Below are 22,856 nucleotides of genomic sequence, written 5' to 3' on the forward strand. Positions count from 1 at the left end.
AATCACCCGAATAATTGACTCTATCTTAAGTGTCTATTATTCGGGTAACATATTATTTTAAGCTAAGTACTTTTCTATCATTATTTTTTATTGAATCCCTAATTCTTTCTTAATATCCGCTAGTGTAAGACCTTTATATTTCTTTTTCGGTGTTGGAGCATTAGGAACTACATGATTTTGTAGTCCGAAGTTCTTTTCTACGAATGCAAAATCTTTAGCGTCTACATTTCCATCAAAGTTGATATCTGCGCTTCGTTTGTTTGTTTCCCAATATGTTTGGATTGCAAGTGCATCCATTATATCGATTACGTTATCTCCATTCACATCTCCAGCTTTTAATGATCGAGTAAGTAAACTGTCTTTTTCTCCTCGAATGGTTTTCCCATCTTTAAAGACTTTTAAAGTACCGATGTAAATGAACATCCAAAAATTGTATCAGAGAGATTAGATCATAGTAAAACAAGTGTTACTCACGATTTATATAGTCATGCATTACCTGATATGCAACATGATTCTGCTTTAAAATTAAAAAAAGCTATGAAAATTGTTGCATCAAAAAAATGAATGTGGTCATTTGGTCATTTAACATTAATAGAAGAATTGCTGGAAAATAGAAAAAAAGCCCTAACCCCTTGTTCCCCCAAAGGATTAAGACTTCTCTTATGTATGATCCAACTAGACTTGACCCAGAAATCAAAAGAGATAGATTTACTATTATTAAAACAATAAATAACGTATTAAGGCAGAATTAAAAGGCATGAGCCCTGTTAAATACCGAGTTCATGCCTAATATTATGGGGTCACTACAAATTAAAAACTAACCCTTTTAATAATATTTACCTTTTCCCACTTTTTTCATTATTTCATCGAATCTTTTTAATGTGGGGGACTCTTTAATATCTGGTAAATTATATAGCCTCTTCAATGCTCTTTGAGTAGCACGTTGACTAACTTCATCCAAAGAAAGTTGATTTTTTTGACCATTATTTTTCAAATAAAATACGGACAAGATAACCATCTCCTAAATGATTTTATCTTATCCGTATTATATGAAGTCTTGCCTAATTCGATACAGTTTATTTATTTTGGGCAAATCTTTTCTCAAGTTGTTTCATTGCAAAAGAACTTTCAGGTTTAGAATTCCTTAGCCGATCTATCGCCCTTCGTACATGATGGGATGTATTAAAAGTTTCATTGGTTTGCGACGATTCAGCAGCTGAAAAAACTAGTACTTTTTTCGCACTCTTTTTTGTATCACTTCTATCCACTTTCCATCCCTCCTCACTATATTACTTACTTTTATACTAACATAAAATTAGCGTTTTTTTTAATATTATGCTAAATCATATGCACCTTGCTGTAAACTTATTTCCAATTCTAAGCGATTAGTAAATTGTTTTATCATGTTTTCTATATATTGGATAACAAAAAAATCATTTGCACCAAAAAGATATGAATTACTATGTAAATAAACAAGATAATACGGATGTGCAGGACTTGCGTTTAAAGCCATACGATAGACTCTAATAGAATGTCCTCCTTCATCTACCTCTTTTGATAGGCCATTTTGTGAGTAGGAATGCTTAACAACTTTTTGAATGTGATCCGGAAGTAAATCAATATTACGTAGTCCATTATTATTTACCTCAATAGCTCCCGCATTTATTATGATTCCAAGGTAATCCCTAATGGTACTAGTATAAACATTTAAAAACATTTGAATAACATTTTCACCGTTAATCGTTCCATTTGGAGAAATACTTAACGAAAAGTCTGTATACATTTCCTCACTACTCATCTCCAAAATCGATGAAGTCCTTGCTTGGTCAATTTGAATTTGACGTAATAATTCTTCTCTTGCGGAATCTTTCGTTTCTTGAACAAGCCTCTTACCTTCAAAGCCCCAGAATTTAAGGGTTTCCCAACTCATGAATGGCAGTTTAACAATTATAGCCACCAATCCAGCAAGACCCAAAAAAACCGCCCAGTTTAACAAAATAAGATTCCCTTTATTGTTTCCAAGCTGTGATTTTACAGCTGCAAGATCTTTCATAGGACTTGGATTCATTAGCAAATTCCAATTTTGTTGCACTATAAATCCTAGAATAATTAAATAAGTAAGCCAAAGAATAACTACCCTAACAGACCATAAGTAAGAAATACCTTTTTTAATCTCATGTTTTTCGCTAAACTTGGTCCCAAAAATCCCAATTAGTATACCGATTAATATCAAGAGAATATATTTCATATTATCTCCTTTTTAGTCTTTACTATCTTAATAGACGTTTTAGGTAATTAATCAAACTCTTTCGAAAATATACATTATTAGTCTAAATTATACATTAATCATTGAGCTTTTTCTATCTCAATTGGTAAATCCTACTAAAATATTTTTAACGATTCGGTTTACATACTGATATCGTTTTGGTCCGACATGAATTCGTTATTGATAATTTTTTGGGGGATATTTTTAGACATAATAAAAACCCCCAATAGTAGACTACCTATCCTTTTACGGATGTTTTTTGGTGTCTACTATAAGGGGATCATATTATAAGTTGCCCTTTTCCACAAAAATCAGCCAGTCTTTTTATCACTGTTAGAATTTTGATATTTATATTCTTTCTCCCAGAAATCAGCATTTTTTATACCAAGTTTCGCAGGTTCAAAAACAGGATCTTTTCCAGCTTTTAACTGTGATTCGTAATCTTTAAGTACTTTTAATGTTGGTTTCGTTAAAAGTAGGATTGCAATGATATTTAACCACGCCATACTTCCTACACCAATGTCACCCAATCCCCAAGCTAGACTTGCAGTTTTTACACTTCCATAGAATGTCATCACACAAATTAGAACTTTTAAAACATACTCAGTCCATACACGATTTGTTTTACTATTAATATAGGCAAGGTTCGTTTCTGCCATGTAGTAATATGCCATAATCGTCGTAAATGCAAAGAATAATAACGAAATTGCAACAAAAGGAGCGCCAAAGCCAGGAAACATGGATTCAACAGCAGCTTGAGTATAACCTGGACCAGGTTCTATATCAGCAAGATTGTTAACTATTTTTGTTTTACCTTCAGGAGTAACATTGTACATTCCTGTAATCAAAATCATAAATGCCGTAGAAGAGCAAACTAATAAAGTATCTACATAAACTGAAAAAGCTTGAACAATACCTTGTTTAGCAGGATGAGATACTTCTGCAGCAGCAGCGGCATGTGGACCAGTCCCTTGACCGGCTTCATTAGAATATATTCCACGTTTAACTCCCCAAGAAATAGCGGCACCTAGGATTCCTCCAAATGCAGCATCTGTACCAAAAGCACTTGAAAAGATCAGCTTTAAAATGCCTGGTAGTTCAGAAATATTTAATACTATAATAATAATAGCTACTAAAATATAACTAAGCGCCATAAATGGCACGACAAATTCAGCTACACGAGCTATACGTTTTACTCCTCCAAATATAATGAAAGAGAGTAAAGCAACTAAAACAATACCCGTTATCGAAGGACTAATTCCGAAGGCGCTTTCAACACCTTGGGCAATACTATTTGCTTGTACACCAGGTAAAAGTAAACCTGTCGAAATAACTGTCACAACCGCAAACAAGATTGCATACCATTTTATTTTTAGCCCTTTTTCTATGTAAAACGCAGGGCCACCTCGGAATTGACCATCCTTTTTTGACTTATACACTTGTCCTAAAGTTGATTCAATAAATGCCGATCCAGCTCCCAAGAAAGCCATCACCCACATCCAGAAAACTGCTCCTGGTCCACCAAAGGCAATCGCTGTTGCAACTCCGGCAATATTTCCTGTTCCTACTCTTCCTGATAATGCAAGATTCAACGCTTGAAAAGATGAGATACCTGCTTCTGATTTTCCACCTTTGAACATTAGTTTGAAAATATCTTTCATATGCCTTATTTGCAGAAATCTAGTTGCTAAAGAATAAAACAAACCTACTCCTAAACATAAATAGATAAGTGCTTGACTCCAAATTATACCGTTTAGCCAGTTTACTATTTGCTCCATATCATCTCTCCTTTTACTTGATTTTTTTCTATTATATTACAGGGTATTGATTAAAAAAAGGAATATTTTGTATTTTTTCAATATTCCAAAATAAATATTTAGTCAATTACCTTATTTAATCATCTAGTATTATGTTAAAAAGAGATAGGTTTAATAACCAATAGTTTGATAGGTTAATAAGAAAAACTGGTTGGGATTGGGATATGATTACTAATCTTCTATAATAATTCAACATCTATAATGTGATTATCACTAAATACTTCAATTTTAGTGTCCGTCTTCGCTTTGTTTTCTATTGCATAAATAAAAACAAACAGTCACTTTATGACTGTTTGCAAGAAATTCACTCTATTATCACTAAGAAGGAAATTTATAAACCATAAATCTTTGTATTTGGGATTCGGATTTGACAATTATAATTAACTGATATGTATCATCAATGAATTATACTAAATCTTTCTTTTCTATGTTTCGAATTGAATAGTATCCGATATACAAACCGATCAATCCTAGTGATAAAGGAACTGCTATAATTGAAAATAAGGTAAAGTCCTCACTTGTTGAATTTAAGATTGTAGCAATCAGAATTGAAGATACAATGGTTGCAGGCGACGATTTACGATGCATGCCAAAGAACAGAGGAATAAGACTGATACCTGCTGTCGCAATAGCATTCATAAAAGCAGTCAATAAATGTCTTGAGATATCTTCTAATTCGATTGCTCCCGGTAGAATATTAAAATTCACGTCCGCTAAATGAACGAGGCCATCTAGATATAATGTTGAAAACAAGACGTTGACAAAAGTAAAAACAAAAACGATTGTTAACTTTGCGGAAATAATTTTTTTACGTTTAATGGGATAAGTGAATAATACATCTATTGATTTATTTCTAAATTCATCTATTATTAATTTCACAATAATTACTGATGCAAAAATTGTAAACGTTGTCCGTACCATTGCACCTATTATGCTGACCGCCATATCGAAACTTTCAAAAGGTATTATTTTCTCACCGTCTATCTCTATAAAAAACATCATACTGAGAAGTGCAATAAATGCGATATTGCAAATAGAAACAGCTTTCCAGTAGTGCCATAATTTAAATTTTTTTATTTCAAGATTAATAAGTTTAAGCATGGATTACACCCCCATTGATCATCTTTAAGAAATAATCTTCTAATGTATTCTCTTTTTTATTGATTGACTCCACTAATACACCATTTAACACAAGGGTTTTAGATATCTTCCCTTGAACCGTGTTCAAGTCATAGATACGAATGGTAACCTCATCGAGTATTTTAAAATTCGTTATATACAATAATTCTTTTATGACGTATGACGCTTTTTTCACATCATTCGTTTTTAATTCTATATACTCTGTATTTTGAAGACGAATTGTCTCCATTAATACTTCTTCTACTAACGTTCCGTCCTTGATTACTCCGATGGTATCGGCAATTTGTTCGATTTCTCCAAGAATATGGCTGGAGATTAATAGTGTTATTCCATAATCCTTACTTAACATTTGAAATAGATTTCGAAATTCCTTAATTCCTACAGGGTCTAAGCCATTTGTTGGCTCATCTAAAATAAGGATTTCAGGCTTTGTAATAATTGCTCTAGCTAAGCCAAGCCTCTGCTTCATCCCTAAAGAGAAATCTTTGACAGCTTTTCCTTCAAAATTTTTTAGTTGTACCATGTCAAAAGCCGTATCAATCGCACTTTTGTTGTAGTAACCCATATAATCGGAGTGTAGCTCTAAGTTTTCCCGTGCTGTTAACTTGTCATAAAAAACAGGATATTCAATTATGCTCCCCATGCGCTTCAATATTTCATAAGATTTTGGGGTTATTGTTTCGCCAGAAATAATAATTTCCCCACTCGTTGGTTTGATTAAGTTCATAATCATTTTCATAACGGTTGTTTTTCCTGCACCGTTCGGACCTAAGAAGCCATATATTTCACCTTTTTTGACATGCATATTCACATTGGAAACGACCGTGGTTCCTTTATAATTTTTAGTAAGATTATTTGTTTGAATTATATAGGTCATATTTTTAACTCCTTCATCTTTTGATTTCATTCTATCGATGAATGTTTTCTTTTCTCTTAACCATTTCTTACAAAATTCTTAAGTATTACAATTTCGACTAATACGTCATACGCTTCAATTCAATGGTGAAAGTGGTCTTGTGATTTGGGATGCTTTCTAATGCAATCTTTCCACCCAGTTGTTCGACTAATCTTTTCGTTATAGTTAAACCTAATCCGCTACCTTGATAGAATTTATTTCTTGAATCTTCCATTGTGTATAATCGTTCAAAGACTCGATCTTTACCATTTTCCAGAATGCCCTTTCCCCGATCGAAGACGTCTATGTAAACCTTATCCTCTGTACTTCTTAGGTGTAACCCAATTACCTTTCCATCTGAACCATATTGAAGTGCATTAGAGATTAAATTATTTAAAATCCGCTCAACCGCTCCTTTATTTCCCCAAATAAAATTCTGTTCATTCGGAATATTAATAGATACGTCAAATTCTTTTTTTGTTAGTATCTCATAATAATCCAGTATTGTTTTTTTGCAAATCTCTCCTAATTCGATTTTGGACATTTCAAGATGAACATCATTGGATTCAAGTTTAACAAGATCAAAAAAGCGATTGATTAACTCTAAAACTTCTTCTGCTTTTAAATGAACAGTTTGTAATAAGGATTTTTCTTTTTCTTGATTGATTGTTTCATCGTGTAAAATGATTTCAATATAACCTAAAATGACAGTAAGGGGCGTTTTTAAATCGTGCGAGATATTCGAAAGCATTTTTCTCATTGAGCGTTCAACAGAATGAAAATTGGCCACTGTTTTCTGGTTGTGTTCTAATAGGCTATTGATTTGAATTAATAAAGATTTCATTTGAGAGTTGCTTGTGTAAAGTAGAACATTTTCATCAGTTTCTTGTTCAATGATGGATTGAAGCTTCTTTTCGACATAGGAAATTTCTTGATTCGCCACTCTTTGATGTTGAACTAAATAAATATTAAAAATTAAGGAAGCTACTAGAAATAATACAAGAATATAAATCAATTAAAATTCCCCCAATTTATAACCAATCCCCCATAAAGTCTTTACATATTTTGGATTAGAAGGATTATCTTCTATTTTTTCTCTGAGACGTCGAATATGTACATTAATAACATTTTCATCACCATAGTATTCTTCTTGCCAAACAAGACTGTATACCTGTGCTTTTGTAAATACTTGATTTGGTCTTGTAATAAAGAGTTTTAATATATTAAACTCTTTTAACGTAAGCTTTAAGTCATGACCACATTTTTTTACAGAATAATTTTTCATATCAATGATCAAATCACCTAGTTGAATAGTTTCTTCTTGGTAAGTCGGATTTACCACTTGATTGGTTAAGTCCATATAATGTTTTTCTCTTCTAAGAATGGCTTTCACTCTAGCGACAAGTTCAATCATTGAAAAAGGCTTTGCAATGTAATCATCTGCACCAAACCCTAGACCTAACGCTTTATCGACGTCTTCTCCTTTTGCAGACATAATTAAAACTGGGATCATGCTTTTTGTTCTTATAATCTTTAAGCATTCCATCCCATCAATTTTCGGAATCATAATATCAAGTAAAACTAAGTCAAATTTTTTCACTTCTACTATCTGTAATGCCTCTTCACCATCAAAGACGGTGGAAACTGCATACCCATGTTTCACCAAAGTATCCTTTAACATCTCACTAATGTAATGATCATCTTCTACAATTAAGATTCGATTGTTCATAATCCCATCCTTAACTTTTATTCTGGTTTTTCATAAAAACTATATTAATAAACTAAAATACTCCCAAGATAAAAATATCTTAAGGAGTAGTTGTAGAATACAATATTTCACATGTAAATTACTCCACTTTTGAAATCCAGAGTAATTTTTATTTTTTGATATTCTACATACACATTCTATATGTGACTAGCTTTAGTTGCTTAAGAAGTAATCGTAAAATTTTTTAACTTTTGGCTGAAAATGTGGTTATATCCCAATGTTTCGAACTTGTTTTTTATTTGCTTTCCAACCAGTCTTTTTAAGTTCTTTAGCGATCAAAATATTAAAAAATCCATCTCCGACCAATACAATATCACAATATCAGTATGGTCTTGGGCATATTTTATTAATAATTTTGATGCTTTTTCAGCTCTAATTTTTGCGTCATTCAATGACTCGCAGTTACTTGAATAACCACAAAACCATAGACATCTCAAAATTACTGCCCAAAAACCGGGTTTTAACCTCAATCCAAACAAAATTGTAAAAGGAGAGTTAATAAACTCCTAAAAATTAATTACTGACTGATTAATTTTACCATATTTTGGAATACATTTAGTTATTATTTAAAACCTCTTGTTCAAGTAAACTGCCATTTCGTTGCATAAGAAAAATTAAGTAGAAAATTCAGAGATTGGAATTATTCATAAATCATTTATAATTTTTTTTGCCCCCTAATAGCGAGATTTTAGGTAGATCCAAAACTTAAATAACAGACGAATTTATCAGCGCCTATAACGAATGGAAAAAAGGCAATATAATAGCGGTACAAGCAATGAAAGATAGCTACCTGACTAAAGCTACATTTTACAGATTAGTAAAACCATGAAAACAAATAATATTTATAAAAGTTAAAAAGAGGTAATTTCAATTGAAAAAGTATACTTAAGTTTCAATTATTAATCATGTCGGGGAATGGCCAATATTACGATACTCCAAATTCAACCATCCGTAATAATGCTCAAAATGATGGCTTCAAAATATACATTAAATTTGATGAATATAGAAAAGAGGCATTTATAAATAATTATGATAATACAGTATTTATTGAATCGGTCACTGTTTGGTTACTTGAAAACTCTAACGAAGGATTCGCAGCTCGAGATGTATTAGAAATACTTCTAATAGCCGCTCATAAACCTATATTTAATAAAGAATTAAGAATAGATGAACGAACTAAAATTAAAGTTGATGAAATGCTACAACAAGAAACTAACCAAACCGCTATCGATAATGAAAAAATTAATGGAATGTCTGTTAAAACCATAATTCAGAAAAAATAGTTAAAAAAGTATTTTTTACAGTATAAATCACCAAAATATTACTTAAGAGAAACAACAGGTGGGATTTGTACGATTTGTTTTGTAGTATTCCCCCATAATAAGCTAGATCAAATCACGACGTGTTTAGGCGTACTACACCGAAATAGCTTACCGTTTCATAGGAAGATAGTAACTATATTTAAAAACCAGTAAATTGTTGAAATTTTCTTTTGTATGGAACTGTTTTATAAACACAATATTCTGCCCCGATTAGCTGTTCTGCCATTAACTCTTCTCTGTTATAAAACAAAAAACCTCTTGATATACAAGAGGTTTAGATATGATCCCAACTGGACTTGAACCAGCGACCCCTACCCTGTCAAGGTAGTGCTCTCCCAGCTGAGCTATGGAATCGTAATATTTAAGGAGAAATACTTCTCTCTTATTAAGTCTATTATACTGTTTTGTCTCCTACTCTTCAACCAATATTTAACAAAAAATTTCGAATTTAATCCACTAGAATATAGATTTCATTTTGAAAAAATACTCATCTATCTGATTTTGCTTCTATTTCGTTTATTGTATGCATTAGATCTTTCCATCTCATATCTTTGTCTCTTGGTATATTGCTTAATAGAATACTTCCAACTACAATTGTTAAGAACAATAGTAACACACCCACACTAAATACAAATGTCTGAACTTTATAGTTTTTAACGATTTTAATTATTCTACTTTTCATAGGCGATCGCTCCAATAGTTAAATATTAATATTCCTTAACCATAAATGGTGAAGATGTACTCCCTTTATTATTAATATTTTCCTGATTGCCTATTATGTAAACAAAAATTTAGAATATCAGTACTATTATTATTTTCACAAGATTATTTTAAGTTCCTTGGTCATTCTTTTATGTATTTAGAACTAACATCCACACTATAGCTTATTTTTGTTAGCTCTTTTTCTTTCTCTCTGTATATTCCGAGGTTTTGCTTTTCTTTTGATTTGATTCGACCCTATTTTCCTCAGAATTTTTTCTCTTTTTATTTCTTCTTTTGGAATTCTCGTTCTCTTCTAGTTCTTTTTTCTCCTGTTCCTTTAGTTTTGCATTCACCTCTAATAACTCTTTTTGTTCAGAGTAGACGGATATGATTGAACCGCCAGCTTGAATCCAACTTCCGCTATATTTTAATAGCAATGCTAATTCTTCGTATTCTTTAATTAATGGGTTTGTTTCGGTTTCTTCTGCAACTTGTTGGAGTACATTAAAAATGATTCCATCTGATAGTTCACTTGGCACGCTTTGTTTGCTAGAAATTGATTCATCCTGTTGTCTTGGAATTATTTCATCTGGTTCTTCAGGTTCGTAATCTGGTATTCTACCAAAAAGATATTCTATTTCTTCATTAGACGATTCACTTGATCGATCATATATTTTTTCATTTTCCTCTTCCATCTCATTTGTAAGTTTAACGGTATCATCTTCTGGCAATCTACCTAGAGATTCTTGCAATTCATCAAAAATAATTCCGTCCGAAAGTTCACTAGCATCTGATTCTGGTGCACTGCCATGATATTCTTGAAGTACGTCAAATATGACCCCATCTGATAAATCGCTAGGTTCTCCTACTTGCCCGGTGGTTTCTTTTAAATAGTCTTTTAAATCTTCTATTTCTAGCTCTACGACCCCTCCTAATACTTGTAAAGTGTTTCCAATCGATTGTAAGAGATTCCCCATAAATCCAGATACATCAAATTCTTCTTGGCTTACTTCTTCTAAGGCTGCAATTAATCCCCCAAATGCTTGTTGGGCATTCCCTATCATATTTAGTTTTATTGCTCGATCGACATTTTTTTCTTCTTCTTCTTTTCCTTCCTCCGCTTCTGCAGCTAATAAACTAAATAATACTGTGACATTACCTGATGCTTGGATAATTTCCCCTGAATCTTCTAATATACTTGGTTCGCCTAAAAATGCTTCTATTATGTTACCGATTGCTTGAAAGGAATTCCCACCAAAATCTAGATGAAAACTGATATCCTCCCATCTTTTTCGGTTTTCTCCTTTTAATCCTCTCATGGGTGTACTACTAATTGCTGAGCTGATTGTTCCAATGGCATTCACCCAGGCCCCAATTACCTCCATAACTTGGCTCATAATAAAACACCAATCCTTGATATGTCATTTAAGATTAGTATATTCATCTATGATGTTTAAACGTTCCATTTAGGGAAATGTAATTGAGCCCTAATAAATTTATCCCACTTTCTTCTTAAACCATTCAATTTTTGATTTTTCGCCTACAATAAAAATTAAATCACCACTTTGAAAAACTACATCTCCAATTTGTGATACCATTGGCTCACCGTCGCGGATGATTAAGACAACAGTTATGCCATATTTCATTGAAAAACTCATTTCTCTTAGTGTTTTGCCAACTAATTTCTCAGGGATGACTGTTTCAACTCCCGCAATATTTTTGGTAATTTCGATGTATTCGATGATTCCACTCATCGCTTCCATACGTGCTGCTTTATGTCCAGCTTCTTCTTCTGGATAAATTACTAAATCCGCTCCAATACTTTCTAAAATGCCACCAACTTCACGATTATTTGCTTTACATATAATCCTTTTTACATTTCTCTCTTTCAATCTTCTCGTAATTAAGATAGATGCTAATGAATCCGTTCCAATTGCTACAAATACTGCATCAAATTGACTGACATGTAAATCCTCTAAAATAGACTCATCACGCAAATCACCAATAACTGCATATTCTGTGTATTCTTCTAATTGATCTAACGTTTTTTTATCTATATCACATACAACTACTTCATGACCTAACCGATCAAATTCTTTTACAATGCCTCGCCCAAAACGTCCAGCACCTATTACTAAATATTGCTTTGGCATACATACACTCCTCCTTACCCAATAGCTAAGTCTTTTTCAACATATTTTAATTTTTGATTCTCAACTCTTAATACAAAATAAATTAGCGTGAAAATCCCAATTCTACCAATAAACATTAATAAAATTAATATTATTTTTGACATAGTATGAATATTTGCTGTAATCCCTAATGATAATCCGGTATTTGTAATTGCCGAAATGACCTCTAGTAAAATAAAATCTAACTGAAATGGTTCAAAAATTGATATTGTTATCGTTGCTACAGTGATTAATATAATAAAGCTCATCGCTATAACAAATGCACGGTCAACAACTTCCTTCTTTACACTTGTTCTAAAAATAATTGTATCCTCTTGTGACTTAATAACTGAAAACATTTTTGCTGCTAATACCGAAACTGTCGTTAAACGAATCCCTCCTGCTGCACTCGATGAAGCTCCACCAATATACATTAATACTAAAATGATTAAGATTGCTGGCAATGTTAGTTCACCAATATCAAGAGGTGCATATCCTCCATTTCGACTAGTTACTGATAAAAATAATGAATTAGTAAGTTGATCAAAGAAATTTAATTGTTTAAACGCATGTCCTTTTTCTAAAAGCCAAAATACAATTGTTCCAAGAACCATAAATGAAAAATGCAAACGCATATTGATCCTTGTAAATAAGGATTTTTTCTTATTGTATTTATAGATATACTCCATAATCGTTGGATATCCTAGTCCACCTATAAAAATTAATACTGCCGTTACAATTAACACTAAATTATTTTTTTGGAATGAAATTAAACTATTTCCAAATAAATCAAAACCTGTATTTGTAAAACTTGCAATTGAATGGAAAGCAGTAACTAATAAAGTTTCTAATGCAGTATCATATTTCCCTCTAAATTGACTATAAAAAAAGAGACCGCCTAGAAATTGAAAAAATAAAGTTGTATATAAAACTGACAAACTTAATCTTCTAATTGACTTAATGCTGCTTTGGTTTTGGTCCTTTGATACAACTAGTAAATTTGAAATCGTCATCCGAATACCAAGTATCATAAAACCATAACTAATAAATACAACAATTCCAATTGCACCAATTTCCATTTGGATCATTAATAGTATCTTCCCCCAAACATTAAACGTCTCAACTAAGTTAACTGTTGTTAATCCAGTTACACTAATAGCACTCGTTGAAACAAATAAACTATCGATATAATTGATAGGCGAAATTCGCGTAAAAGGAAGATAGTATAAGAATGAAAATAAAAATATAATGATTATATAAGAAATAAATATGTAATGGAGAGGATTTTTGGCTTTTTTCTTCTTTTTTTTCATATGTAGCTCTTTTTCTCCTTTAATTGCTTAATAAAAATATATGGAATATTTTTCAAATCGCTATTATCTATTCTACCTATTTTTAGTTAAAAAACAAAAAAACTTTCAAACGAAATGAAAGTTTTGAAAGCCTTATTGAAATTATTTAAGCTGATGAAGAATTATCTTTTTTGACTTGTATTGATGTTACTTCTTTTTGTTGTTGATATAAGTACAAGAATACACTCACAATAACGATTGTACCCCCAATTAACTGAAACGAGGTTAACATTTCGTTAAGAAGGAAAAATGCTAAAATAGATGCACCGACTGGTTCACCGAGTATACTCATTGAGATCGTTGTAGCATTTACATAATTTAATAAATAGTTATTTATGATATGTGCTAATGAAGGAATAATGGCAGATGCGATAAAAATGATCCAATCTTTTGATTGGTAATGAAAGAAATTATCCATCGTTACGAGATTATAGATTGTTAAAAATGCAGCCGAAAATGCGAATACCCAAAAACTATACACCCAATGAGATGTATTTTTTACGGTTGTTTGTCCAACCATTAAATAGAGTACTGCAGCAATTACACTTAAAAATGAAAGAATATCACCTTTAAACGCTGACATACTTAAGCCGATATCACCGAATCCTATTAGACATACACCAATAATAGCAATAATCATACATATTTTAGATTGCATAGACGTACGTTCTTTAAAGACAAAGAATCCAAGAATCATTGCAACTAATGGCTGGAGAGCTAGTATAATCGTTGAGCTCGCCACTGAAGTGAAAACTAATGAACCATACCATAAAATAAAATGGACTGCTAACATTAAACCACCTAAAGCAAATGATTTATAATGTGATTTTTTTAAAGCTTTTAATTCATTTTTTCGCTTCAATACAAATGGAAGCATCCATATACACGTAAACCAGAGGCGATACATGCTTAAAACAGATGGAGAAGCATTTGTCCATTTCGCTAATATAGCTGAAGTTGAAATTGCAATAATGGACAAAAATAATAGAGACATCATTGCATTAGGTTGTTTTTTATTCATGTTTCACCTCTTTTACACTTATTTTGTAAGCGTTTAATACATTTTACTTTTCTAAATTTTTACTATGAAGTAACATCTAATTATATCATCCTAGGGAAAAGAAGAGGAGACATTTTATGATTCAAACAAATGGTACTAGAGAAGAACATACATTATATAGTGAACACATCAAAAGAGAAATTACATTTACAATATACTATTCAAGCATGTACACACCGTTAATAAAACATCACTTATTAATTGCCCAAGATGGACAAGACTATTTTAATTTAGGAAAAGTTCATCGTGTAATTGAAAAATTAACAAAAGAAGGTTCAATTCAACCTACAATCATTGTAGGAATTCCATATTCTTCACCAGAGGAGCGTTTTAAACTATATCACCCTTCTCAAGTTGGACAAAAAAATTATATTCGTTTTTTAGCTGAGGAATTACTTCCATATTTAGATGATCACTTACCTTTACTTGGCTTAGCCCATAGCAGAACATTAATCGGTGATTCATTAGGTGGTACAGTTTCATTACAAGCTGCTTTTACATATCCTAATACATTTGGACAAGTCATTATGCAATCACCATTTGTGAACGATGATGTGATCGAATTTTTAAAGAAAACAAAATTAAATTCAATTCTATCCATTGTTCAAACTGTTGGAAAACAAGAAGAAAATGTTTTCACACCGAGTAAGCAATGGGTTAATTTTGTCAAAGGTGGATTACAATTAAAAGATTATCTAGCTAAATTCCCTGTAGAATTACATTATGCAGAATATGATGGGGACCATACATGGACAAACTGGGAAAAGCAGCTTGAAGACGTATTAAAAATTAGTTTAGCAAAATAATTCATGAAACTTAGCGATTTTCAAAAAATTTGGTATAATTAATATTAGGTATTTTTCCTTCGTTAATTTTTTCAAATTAAAATATATAGTATCGAAAACAGGAGGTAATTTTTATGAAATGTGGCGTTGTTATTTTCCCATCTAATTTCGTTCAAGATAAGGCTAATGAGTATAGAAAACGTTTTGATCCAGCTTATACGTTAATCTCTCCTCATGTAACAGTAAGAAGTGGATTCGAAATAAGTGAAGACCAACTTCCAACGATTATTTCACAATTAAATGAAATTGCGAGTCAAATTGAACCATTCGAATTGGAAATTAATAAAGTAAGTTCTTTTGCACCAGTAAATAATGTCATTTATTTAAAAGTTACACCTGTTGAGGCATTAAAAGAGCTTCATGAAAAAATGCACTCTGGCGCGTTCCCAGAAATAAAAGACTATGCATTCGTACCGCATATTACAATTGGTCAGCAACTACAAGATGCTGAATTTGCTGATATTCTAGGTCAGTTACGCATGATTCAATTTAATTACAATGAAGTAGTAGATAACTTTAAACTAGTTTACCAATTAGAAAACGGTGCTTGGGAAGTATATGAAACATTTAAATTAGGAGCAAAAAAATGAGCTTTCGCACTATAGTAGCTCAAACAGATGAAAGTATACAAGACGCTCTTAAAGTACGAGTAGAAGTTTTTGTAGAGGAACAACAAATTTCAAGAGAATTAGAGTTTGATGGCCTAGACGAAAAATGTATACATTTTGTTTCATACGATGGAGAACAACCGATTGCTGCAGGTCGACTTAGAATAATTGAATCGACTGGTAAAGTTCAGCGAATCTGCGTTTTAAGTAACTATCGAGGAAAAAAAATTGGGAATGAAATTATGTACTTAATTCATAAAACTGCAAAGGAAAAAGGATTAGATCAATTAGTCCTACACGCACAAGAATCTGCAATTCCTTTTTATGAAAAATTAGGTTATAAAATCTCTTCCGAACTATTTTTTGAAGCTGGCATTCCACATGCAGAAATGAAACTAAAATTAAATTAAACAAACTAAAACTATGATTCAATTGAATCATAGTTTTTTCATGGGGATTTGGAAACTATGTGTTTAATGTATTTCGTTCAATCCATATGAAAAGATAATTTATTCCCATTAAAATTCACTTTTCGTACACAAATCTTTTTGGTAACATAGATGAGTCTGCTTTAATTTTAAGGGGGAAAATAATGAAAATTGCAAACTATCAAAATCAATCAATCTATTTACCTGAATTCCCTCGTTCAAGATATGAGGAAATATATCAAGCCAGTATTCGTGGGGAAGTTAAATGTGTTAATTGCCACCAAAAATTAAGTTTCACTTTAACTATTTATGATATTCCTCATTTTTATCATATAAACAAAGAGCAAAATCTAGCATGTAAAAATCATAACGTAGAGTTGGAGCAAGAAATAGTTGCTAGATTTGAACATAATCATTCTACTACCGAAAATACGAATGATCGTATTATTAAACTACCTACTCAACGTTCAATCTCAAATACAGCTACAATCGAAAAAACAGATGAAAATCAATTTATTAACAGATTACCTTTTTACAATATCCCACCATATAAAAAAAATGAACAAAAGACGGATGAATTTGTAATCAATCAAATTTCATTAGATTCACAGCAATGGAAGGCTGTTACACATATCGGTTCACCATTACTTGTACTTGCTGGTGCTGGAAGTGGTAAAACTCGAGTCATAACAACTAGAGCAATGCATTTAATGAATAACGGTATCCTCCCTCATGAAATGATGCTCGTAACATTCACATCAAAAGCTTCTGCAGAAATGAAAGAAAGGCTGAAAGGTCTAGGTTACCCTATTCAACAGATGGAAATTGGTACGTTTCATAGTATTTTCTATAAAATGCTTTTACGATTCAATCGTGCAAAATGGGATTCGAGTCGTTTAATTAAATCAGATTTTCAAAAGGAGATCATGTTAAAGCAAATTGGTCGACGACTTGAAATTGATGAAAAGTCATTTGCTTACGACCAGGCTATTCAACAAATCGGCTTATGGAAGAACTCTTGTATTTATCCACATGAAATTAGATCAAAAGATGCTTGGGAAGAACAAGTCGCTTCTCTTTATGAAGGCTATGAATCTTTAAAAAAACAAAATGGGCAATTTGATTTTGACGATATGTTACTCGGTTGCTTTGAAATGTTAAATGAAAATAATGAATTACTTTTACATTATCAAAATCGATTTAAATGTTTATTAGTGGATGAGTTTCAAGATATTAATAAAATCCAGTTTAATATTCTAAAAATCCTTTTTCAACATACCGAAAATATTACGGCTGTTGGTGATGACGATCAATCAATTTATGCTTTTAGAGGAAGTGACCCGAGGTTTATCTTAGATTTTAAAGAGCATTTCCAAGGATCTAAAATTTATCATTTAAGTGAAAATTATCGCTCCACCCACGGGATCGTATCATTGGCAAACGAAGTCATTAAGCCTAATAAAAACCGTTTTGTAAAATCAATGCATGCCCAATATGATTACGATCAAGTACCTTCATTCTTCTTTCCATACGATGAAGAAGAAGAGGCAACGATGATTATTAATGATATTAAAGAAAAAATTAATAATGGTGCAAATCCAGGACAATTTGCAATTTTATATCGCACAAATACTGCTTCAAGGGCCGTTTTTGAGCGATTAATTGGAACAAGCTTACCATTTACAATCGACCAAGATGGTGACTCATTTTATGATCGACCGATTATTCGAAAAATGATTTCTTTCTTACTATTAATAGGGGATGAGGATCACCAAGGAGCATTAAAAGAAATATTACCTGTCTTTTTCCTAAAACAACAAGCATTTCAAGATGCAAAGATGAACAGTGTATTACAAAATCTATCTTTCTTAGAAGCCTTTACGACGATTAAAAGTGCGGCGCCATTTCAAATTAAAAAAATTGAAAACCTGATTAAAACTTTACGCTATTTAAAACATGCATCTCCTTTAGAAGCAATTGAGCGAATTGAAGAAAGTTCAGCATTTACTGACTATATTAAAAAGCGTGGAAATGAATCGAATAAAATCGAACGACCTTCTGATGATTTGAGAGATTTAAAGGTCGTAAGTAAAAATTTCAAATCAATTAGAGAGTTTGTGGAACACGCATTTCATATCTCTGCTAAATTTAAAGAATATAAGCAGAAAAAAAATCAATCATCACAAGGGAATATTTCGCTTTTAACCGCTCACCGATCAAAGGGATTAGAATACGATTATGTCTATATTCTCGGTGTAGTAGACGGGGGATTCCCTCATGATTATGCTTTAGAATCTTTAAAAAATGGTAACTTAGATCAACTAGAAGAAGAACGTCGTCTTCTATATGTTGCTTGTACACGAGCTAGAAAGCTATTATACTTATCGATTCTTCAAAAAAGAAGAGGAAAAAAAGCTAATTCATCTAGATTAATTCGACGTTTTATTAATAAGAAATGAGATTGAATTTAACTATTGTTCAAAAAATAAAGGTGAGCATTTTTTACTCACCTCAGTGTGTAGACAATGTACAAAAAACTTGATTTTCNNGACGGTAATGAGCACCGCAGGCAGGCGAAGCAACGAAGAAAGCGAGCGTTTTCGGGCAGTCTGGGGTGAGCAGTTTTGCTCACCTTTTTTTATGGATTAACGTCTAGTTGTTCTTCCGCTGCAGCCACAACCTGATTTTTTCACATAGCCGTCCGGAGCGCCTTGATAATATGGGTTATAGTTCGCTTGATTCATTTGTTGCTGCATTTGTTGTTGTTGCAGCTGGTATTGCTGTTGTTGATGTTGGAGTTGTTGCCATTGAAAAGGAGTCATTTGACCTTGACCTTGATTATACATATCTTCCCTCCTAATTAAGTCTATTCATCATAGTATATGAAAGGAATATTCAATCGTTCTACCTAAAATTACGAATTCATTCTATTAACAATCGTTTCTATTACGCCAGCTGCCCCTGCAATAGCTAACAAAATGATGATGAACTCTCCCACTTGTGGAAGGAACACATATAATAATAGTAAAATCGCTGTACACCAAATTCCACTACACCAAGTACAACTTAATAACTCACCAAAAAAATATTGAATCCCCCTTCCTTTAATCTTTGTATAAGTTACTGGCATCCCATTTTCTTCAAGAGTTATTTCATCAATAAAAGGTCTTCTTAGAAAAGCTGTTATTTTATCGTGAACAACTAAACGAGTTAACCGAAAGCTTGCCAAAATTAAGATGAATAGCAACAACCAACTTATATCCATTTTAAGTACGAAGGACAAGGGATATAGATGCAAGGGGTAAAAAAGAATAAAACCTCCTTACCCTACATTTATGCTCCTCTAATCCCTTCCAACCCTTCTCCTCCCTTTTCTTTTTACTCTCTTTTTTTCCCTATTACAGATCCAGAAACTGCACTACATGCTCCTAAGCCCATTTATCTAAAAAAGCAACAATCTTCAGTAACCGTTTTTCGCCTGCTTAATATCATAGTAATGTAATATCCATCTAAAGTGATAAGGAGTGAAAATGATGAGTTGCAAAGACAACCACGACAAAAAAAGAAACCATTGCGTATGTGACGTTGTAAAATTCATAAATGATCTACAAGATTGCGCAACAAACACTTGCCCAACAGGTTGTGACGTTCCATTTTTAGGTGCTAACCCTAATGTACCACTTGCAAATACTCGCCCTTTCCTATTGTATTTAGCAAACGGTGAATTATTTAGAGTACCAGCATTTAATAACAATATGATGCCAATCATGGCTCAACAACGTGATGGCGGCGGAGATAACAATAACAAAAATGCACAAGTCAATAATTGCCAAGATACTGTTGTTTTCCGTGTCGAAAGTGTAGATGACGATTGCTGTGCAGTGTTAAGAGCATTAGTCCCTGTTAATCCAGCACAAGGAAACAACAAAAACAACAACCAAAATACTTTCTGCGAATTAGTAGACGCTGAAATGTTTGTAGCATCAAACACTTGTGTAACTGTTGATTTAGATTGCTTCTGTGCAATCCAATGCTTACGTGACGTACACGTTTCAAATCTGTAAGTTTAATGTAAACTAAAAAACTATGGGTGGTAGATCATGTATCTACCACCTTTTTAACGCCTTAAATTCCTACCATTTGAATACTTACGATACTTTGAATATCCAATTCTACGTCATTAATTTTTGAAGAAACTTTAATTGAAACCTTCCCTTCGTTGTAACCCATTATATAACCGATATATAAATCCTTATCTGTTCGAATTCGGCATTCAACCTTTGGAATATAATGAGGCTTATTTATCATAAATAAAACTTTTTCCTCATTCGTCATAGCTTTAAATGGTTTTTTCATCCAATTATTATCTGCTTCAGCTTGTTCTTCTTGTTCTTCTTGTTCTTCTTGTTGTTCTTCTTGTTCATCTAAATTCACAACATCTTCTAATTCCTCTAGTTCTTCCGCTTCCACGTATTTAGAAGTTACATATTCTTTATCCTTTTGTTTTTGATCCTGATTAGTTACTTTAACCACATAAGAGTGTTGTATGTTCAACTTGGCTTCTTGAAAATCTGGCTGCGCAATATATAATAATGGCTTTACACCCTCTTTAGACTCTTTTCTTGCCATCGTTGTTCCTCCCTCATAAGTGTGCTCTCATAAATTATATGAACGGAGAATATTTATCATGTTACTTTTTTCGCATTCAAGTAACCGATCGAATTTAACGAAATAAATATATAATTGCCTATCAACACTTGACTAATTTTGAACATATTCATATAAATTGGACAAATATCCTAGTACAAACAATTGACAGGGCACATATAAATACATTGTAACCGCACAGAAAAAACAAGGAGCGATGAAAAAGTGAATAAAGAGTTATTCTCAGTATTCGTAGGTAAAGGAGTTAGAATTGGTCGAGGAGGTCATGAATCTAAAGAAGGTTTATTACTTGGTGCATATGGAACACATATCGCGCTTTTTACAGAGGCTGAAGGTGTAATTTACTTCCCTTATACTCATATTAAAAGCGTAACTTCATTTGCAAAAGGTAGATTATCTTTTGATGAAATGTACAATACGATTGAATTATTACCAAACGAGAATTTTGTAGACTTATTAAATTCTCAAGTTAGACAATGGGTAAAAATTAATCGCGGTGGCCACGACAAAGTTGAAGGTATTCTTCTTGATGCAAATCATGATTATGTAGAAATTTCTTTTAACGATGAACTAGTGTATATTGCTACTTATCATATCAAGAGTGTAAGTTTCGGAGAAAAATTTGAAGTTTACGAAAGAAGTAATACGACAAGCCAAACATTAAGAAGAAGAAAATAATGTTTAGAAAGGTCGTTTTATAAATTAAAACGACCCTTTTTTTTAAAACTTTGACCCTCGATGCCATTCTAATTATGTAAAACCATTATAAAGTAATTTGAAACGATACTTAATTTTGAGTGGTAATCAATAAATAATTGGAAGTATGCCGTTATGATCCAACTATAAAATTTACAAACTTAATAATCTTTTTTCATTCATATGAGACAGGCACATTCTTTTGTTACCGATCTTTAAATGAAATGACTGATTTTATTTAGACAAACTATCATTCTAAATGGATATGCCTATATTAATAAAATTGAAAATCCTTTTTCAGAAATGAACATGTCTGAATAATAATGATTTATCTTTTTAAGAAAGGAGAAAATCATGGCAAGTTTCAAAAATTTTCTCAACAAACAAGTTACAATTGAAATATCTGGTAACAGTAATGTTGATGGAATCTTAATTGAGGTTGGAAATGATTTATTAGTTGTTTTCAATGGTGAAAATTTCCTTTATATTCCACTCCTTCATATTCATAATCTAAGTGAAAGTATACTTGAAGAATCCTTTGGTGTTGTTCCTTCCCTACAAGAATTAGAACACGAAAAAGATGAGTTATCCTTACGTAAAGTCTTAACTGCTGCCAAAGGGATTTTTGTAGAAATTAATCTATCAAATAATCGTTCTTTTCATGGTTTTATTACAACCATTATGAATAATTACTTTGTATTCTATTCACCGATTTATAAAATCATGTATATATCCCTACAGCATTTAAAGTGGCTAACCCCGTATCTCACTGATAAAACCCCTTATATGTTAAACCATAATTTATTACCTGTTAATCCTTCTAATATCCCTTTAGCACGCACGTTAGACGTTCAATTAAATAAATTGATTGGCGAATTAGTGGTAATGAACAGCGGAGAAAATTACGAATATATAGGTAAATTGAGTTCCATTGACTCAAATTTCATAGAGTTGACTACATCTAGAGGAGAAAGCAAATTAGTAGGTCTTCGTCACTTAAAGTCAATTTTTATTCCGTAACAATTAATAAAATTAAAATGCCACATTTACAATAAAAAAGTGCCTATTTATGATCAACATAAGAAGGCACTTTTTTTAACTAATATTAGGTTAATTTC

25 protein-coding genes and 1 tRNA gene are annotated in these 22,856 nt (G+C 32.0%); 9 read left to right on the plus strand and 17 right to left on the minus strand.

Annotated features, from left to right (window positions below):
• Positions 1-87 precede the first annotated feature (87 nt).
• The 9 genes from CN925_RS01855 to CN925_RS01895 all read right to left on the minus strand — a co-directional run bounded on the left by CN925_RS01855 (position 88) and on the right by CN925_RS01895 (position 7,847).
• Positions 88-423, minus strand: a complete 336-nt coding sequence (locus CN925_RS01855; protein ID WP_098844143.1) for a dockerin type I domain-containing protein — start codon at positions 421-423, stop codon at positions 88-90.
• Between the two features lie 403 nt (positions 424-826).
• The gene (locus CN925_RS01860) at positions 827-1,009 is read right to left on the minus strand and encodes a hypothetical protein (protein WP_098844146.1); all 183 of its coding nucleotides are present in this window, start codon (positions 1,007-1,009) and stop codon (positions 827-829) included.
• A gap of 67 nt (positions 1,010-1,076) precedes the next feature.
• Positions 1,077-1,268 (minus strand): hypothetical protein, encoded by a 192-nt coding sequence (locus CN925_RS01865; protein ID WP_098844149.1) that lies wholly within the window; start codon positions 1,266-1,268, stop codon positions 1,077-1,079.
• Positions 1,269-1,333: 65 nt separating this feature from the next.
• On the minus strand, positions 1,334-2,248 hold the full coding sequence (locus tag CN925_RS01870; protein WP_098844151.1) for a hypothetical protein: 915 nt from the start codon (positions 2,246-2,248) through the stop codon (positions 1,334-1,336).
• Between the two features lie 329 nt (positions 2,249-2,577).
• Positions 2,578-4,044 carry an alanine/glycine:cation symporter family protein gene (locus CN925_RS01875; protein ID WP_098844153.1) on the minus strand — a complete coding sequence of 489 codons (1,467 nt, stop codon included), beginning with the start codon at positions 4,042-4,044 and terminating at the stop codon, positions 2,578-2,580.
• A 444-nt stretch (positions 4,045-4,488) separates the two neighbouring features.
• Entirely contained in the window at positions 4,489-5,184 is a 696-nt protein-coding gene (locus CN925_RS01880) for an ABC transporter permease (RefSeq protein ID WP_098844156.1), read from the minus strand.
• Entirely contained in the window at positions 5,177-6,100 is a 924-nt protein-coding gene (locus CN925_RS01885; RefSeq protein WP_098844159.1) for an ABC transporter ATP-binding protein, read from the minus strand. Before CN925_RS01885 ends, CN925_RS01880 begins: the two co-directional genes overlap by 8 nt.
• 97 nt (positions 6,101-6,197) lie before the next feature.
• Entirely contained in the window at positions 6,198-7,133 is a 936-nt protein-coding gene (locus tag CN925_RS01890) for a sensor histidine kinase (RefSeq protein WP_098844161.1), read from the minus strand.
• Positions 7,134-7,847, minus strand: a complete 714-nt coding sequence (locus CN925_RS01895; protein ID WP_098844164.1) for a response regulator transcription factor — start codon at positions 7,845-7,847, stop codon at positions 7,134-7,136. It abuts the gene before it with no gap.
• Positions 7,848-8,791: 944 nt separating this feature from the next.
• Between CN925_RS01895 and CN925_RS01910 the strand changes: the two genes are divergently transcribed.
• Positions 8,792-9,169: a hypothetical protein gene (locus CN925_RS01910; protein ID WP_098844170.1), complete on the plus strand. Its 378-nt coding sequence runs from the start codon at positions 8,792-8,794 to the stop codon at positions 9,167-9,169.
• 320 nt (positions 9,170-9,489) lie between these two features.
• On the opposite strand, the gene CN925_RS01915 is transcribed toward CN925_RS01910, so the two are convergent.
• The 6 genes from CN925_RS01915 to CN925_RS01940 form a co-directional block, all read right to left on the minus strand.
• A tRNA-Val gene (locus CN925_RS01915) sits at positions 9,490-9,562 on the minus strand.
• A 133-nt stretch (positions 9,563-9,695) separates the two neighbouring features.
• Positions 9,696-9,890, minus strand: coding sequence for a hypothetical protein (locus CN925_RS01920; protein ID WP_098844172.1), 195 nt, complete (start codon positions 9,888-9,890; stop codon positions 9,696-9,698).
• Positions 9,891-10,101: 211 nt separating this feature from the next.
• Complete coding sequence (locus tag CN925_RS01925) at positions 10,102-11,307, minus strand: DUF6944 family repetitive protein (protein WP_098844175.1); 1,206 nt, start codon at positions 11,305-11,307, stop codon at positions 10,102-10,104.
• A gap of 99 nt (positions 11,308-11,406) precedes the next feature.
• Positions 11,407-12,063 (minus strand): potassium channel family protein, encoded by a 657-nt coding sequence (locus CN925_RS01930; RefSeq protein WP_098844176.1) that lies wholly within the window; start codon positions 12,061-12,063, stop codon positions 11,407-11,409.
• Between the two features lie 14 nt (positions 12,064-12,077).
• A complete protein-coding gene (locus CN925_RS01935) occupies positions 12,078-13,394 on the minus strand; it encodes a potassium transporter TrkG (protein ID WP_098844179.1) in 1,317 nt (438 codons plus the stop codon).
• Between the two features lie 145 nt (positions 13,395-13,539).
• Positions 13,540-14,454 (minus strand): DMT family transporter, encoded by a 915-nt coding sequence (locus tag CN925_RS01940; RefSeq protein WP_098844182.1) that lies wholly within the window; start codon positions 14,452-14,454, stop codon positions 13,540-13,542.
• A 116-nt stretch (positions 14,455-14,570) separates the two neighbouring features.
• Here CN925_RS01940 and CN925_RS01945 point away from each other — a divergent pair, with 116 nt between their 5' ends.
• The 5 genes from CN925_RS01945 (at position 14,571) to CN925_RS21165 (ending at position 19,234) form a co-directional block, all read left to right on the plus strand.
• A complete protein-coding gene (locus CN925_RS01945; protein WP_098844185.1) occupies positions 14,571-15,299 on the plus strand; it encodes an alpha/beta hydrolase in 729 nt (242 codons plus the stop codon).
• 113 nt (positions 15,300-15,412) lie between these two features.
• Positions 15,413-15,928, plus strand: coding sequence for a YjcG family protein (locus CN925_RS01950; RefSeq protein WP_098844187.1), 516 nt, complete (start codon positions 15,413-15,415; stop codon positions 15,926-15,928).
• Positions 15,925-16,356, plus strand: coding sequence for a GNAT family N-acetyltransferase (locus tag CN925_RS01955; protein WP_098844189.1), 432 nt, complete (start codon positions 15,925-15,927; stop codon positions 16,354-16,356). Before CN925_RS01950 ends, CN925_RS01955 begins: the two co-directional genes overlap by 4 nt.
• 182 nt (positions 16,357-16,538) lie before the next feature.
• Positions 16,539-18,833, plus strand: a complete 2,295-nt coding sequence (locus CN925_RS01960) for an ATP-dependent helicase (RefSeq protein ID WP_098844191.1) — start codon at positions 16,539-16,541, stop codon at positions 18,831-18,833.
• A gap of 260 nt (positions 18,834-19,093) precedes the next feature.
• Positions 19,094-19,234 (plus strand): hypothetical protein, encoded by a 141-nt coding sequence (locus CN925_RS21165; protein ID WP_180232796.1) that lies wholly within the window; start codon positions 19,094-19,096, stop codon positions 19,232-19,234.
• Positions 19,235-19,288: 54 nt separating this feature from the next.
• On the opposite strand, the gene CN925_RS01970 is transcribed toward CN925_RS21165, so the two are convergent.
• Positions 19,289-19,639: a DUF1360 domain-containing protein gene (locus CN925_RS01970; RefSeq protein WP_098844380.1), complete on the minus strand. Its 351-nt coding sequence runs from the start codon at positions 19,637-19,639 to the stop codon at positions 19,289-19,291.
• Positions 19,640-19,907: 268 nt separating this feature from the next.
• Between CN925_RS01970 and CN925_RS01975 the strand changes: the two genes are divergently transcribed.
• Positions 19,908-20,438, plus strand: a complete 531-nt coding sequence (locus CN925_RS01975) for a CotY/CotZ family spore coat protein (RefSeq protein ID WP_098844197.1) — start codon at positions 19,908-19,910, stop codon at positions 20,436-20,438.
• A 61-nt stretch (positions 20,439-20,499) separates the two neighbouring features.
• Here the strand turns inward: CN925_RS01975 and CN925_RS01980 are convergent, their stop codons facing one another.
• A complete protein-coding gene (locus tag CN925_RS01980; RefSeq protein WP_098844199.1) occupies positions 20,500-21,003 on the minus strand; it encodes a CotO family spore coat protein in 504 nt (167 codons plus the stop codon).
• Positions 21,004-21,246: 243 nt separating this feature from the next.
• On the opposite strand from CN925_RS01980, the gene CN925_RS01985 reads away from it, so the two are divergent.
• Together CN925_RS01985 and CN925_RS01990 are read left to right on the plus strand one after the other, a co-directional pair.
• Positions 21,247-21,720 (plus strand): DUF2642 domain-containing protein, encoded by a 474-nt coding sequence (locus tag CN925_RS01985; protein WP_098844202.1) that lies wholly within the window; start codon positions 21,247-21,249, stop codon positions 21,718-21,720.
• 372 nt (positions 21,721-22,092) lie between these two features.
• On the plus strand, positions 22,093-22,758 hold the full coding sequence (locus CN925_RS01990; protein WP_098844204.1) for a DUF2642 domain-containing protein: 666 nt from the start codon (positions 22,093-22,095) through the stop codon (positions 22,756-22,758).
• The last annotated feature ends 98 nt before the right edge of the window (positions 22,759-22,856 follow it).

The sequence above is a fragment of the Bacillus sp. AFS055030 genome (genome assembly GCF_002574545.1).
Classification (GTDB): domain Bacteria; phylum Bacillota; class Bacilli; order Bacillales; family Bacillaceae_G; genus Gottfriedia.

Coding starts and splice junctions, on each gene's coding strand:
- CN925_RS01925 (WP_098844175.1), bottom strand. CDS start 11,307: ATGAGCCAAGTTATGGAGGTAATTGGGGCCTGGGTGAATGCCATTGGA.
- CN925_RS01855 (WP_098844143.1), bottom strand. CDS start 423: ATGTTCATTTACATCGGTACTTTAAAAGTCTTTAAAGATGGGAAAACC.
- CN925_RS01960 (WP_098844191.1), top strand. CDS start 16,539: ATGAAAATTGCAAACTATCAAAATCAATCAATCTATTTACCTGAATTC.
- CN925_RS01910 (WP_098844170.1), top strand. CDS start 8,792: ATGTCGGGGAATGGCCAATATTACGATACTCCAAATTCAACCATCCGT.
- CN925_RS01975 (WP_098844197.1), top strand. CDS start 19,908: ATGAGTTGCAAAGACAACCACGACAAAAAAAGAAACCATTGCGTATGT.
- CN925_RS01880 (WP_098844156.1), bottom strand. CDS start 5,184: ATGCTTAAACTTATTAATCTTGAAATAAAAAAATTTAAATTATGGCAC.
- CN925_RS01945 (WP_098844185.1), top strand. CDS start 14,571: ATGATTCAAACAAATGGTACTAGAGAAGAACATACATTATATAGTGAA.
- CN925_RS01980 (WP_098844199.1), bottom strand. CDS start 21,003: ATGGCAAGAAAAGAGTCTAAAGAGGGTGTAAAGCCATTATTATATATT.
- CN925_RS01970 (WP_098844380.1), bottom strand. CDS start 19,639: ATGGATATAAGTTGGTTGTTGCTATTCATCTTAATTTTGGCAAGCTTT.
- CN925_RS21165 (WP_180232796.1), top strand. CDS start 19,094: ATGGGTTATAGTTCGCTTGATTCATTTGTTGCTGCATTTGTTGTTGTT.
- CN925_RS01920 (WP_098844172.1), bottom strand. CDS start 9,890: ATGAAAAGTAGAATAATTAAAATCGTTAAAAACTATAAAGTTCAGACA.
- CN925_RS01955 (WP_098844189.1), top strand. CDS start 15,925: ATGAGCTTTCGCACTATAGTAGCTCAAACAGATGAAAGTATACAAGAC.
- CN925_RS01940 (WP_098844182.1), bottom strand. CDS start 14,454: ATGAATAAAAAACAACCTAATGCAATGATGTCTCTATTATTTTTGTCC.
- CN925_RS01895 (WP_098844164.1), bottom strand. CDS start 7,847: ATGAACAATCGAATCTTAATTGTAGAAGATGATCATTACATTAGTGAG.
- CN925_RS01885 (WP_098844159.1), bottom strand. CDS start 6,100: ATGACCTATATAATTCAAACAAATAATCTTACTAAAAATTATAAAGGA.
- CN925_RS01990 (WP_098844204.1), top strand. CDS start 22,093: ATGGCAAGTTTCAAAAATTTTCTCAACAAACAAGTTACAATTGAAATA.
- CN925_RS01930 (WP_098844176.1), bottom strand. CDS start 12,063: ATGCCAAAGCAATATTTAGTAATAGGTGCTGGACGTTTTGGGCGAGGC.
- CN925_RS01870 (WP_098844151.1), bottom strand. CDS start 2,248: ATGAAATATATTCTCTTGATATTAATCGGTATACTAATTGGGATTTTT.
- CN925_RS01875 (WP_098844153.1), bottom strand. CDS start 4,044: ATGGAGCAAATAGTAAACTGGCTAAACGGTATAATTTGGAGTCAAGCA.
- CN925_RS01950 (WP_098844187.1), top strand. CDS start 15,413: ATGAAATGTGGCGTTGTTATTTTCCCATCTAATTTCGTTCAAGATAAG.
- CN925_RS01935 (WP_098844179.1), bottom strand. CDS start 13,394: ATGAAAAAAAAGAAGAAAAAAGCCAAAAATCCTCTCCATTACATATTT.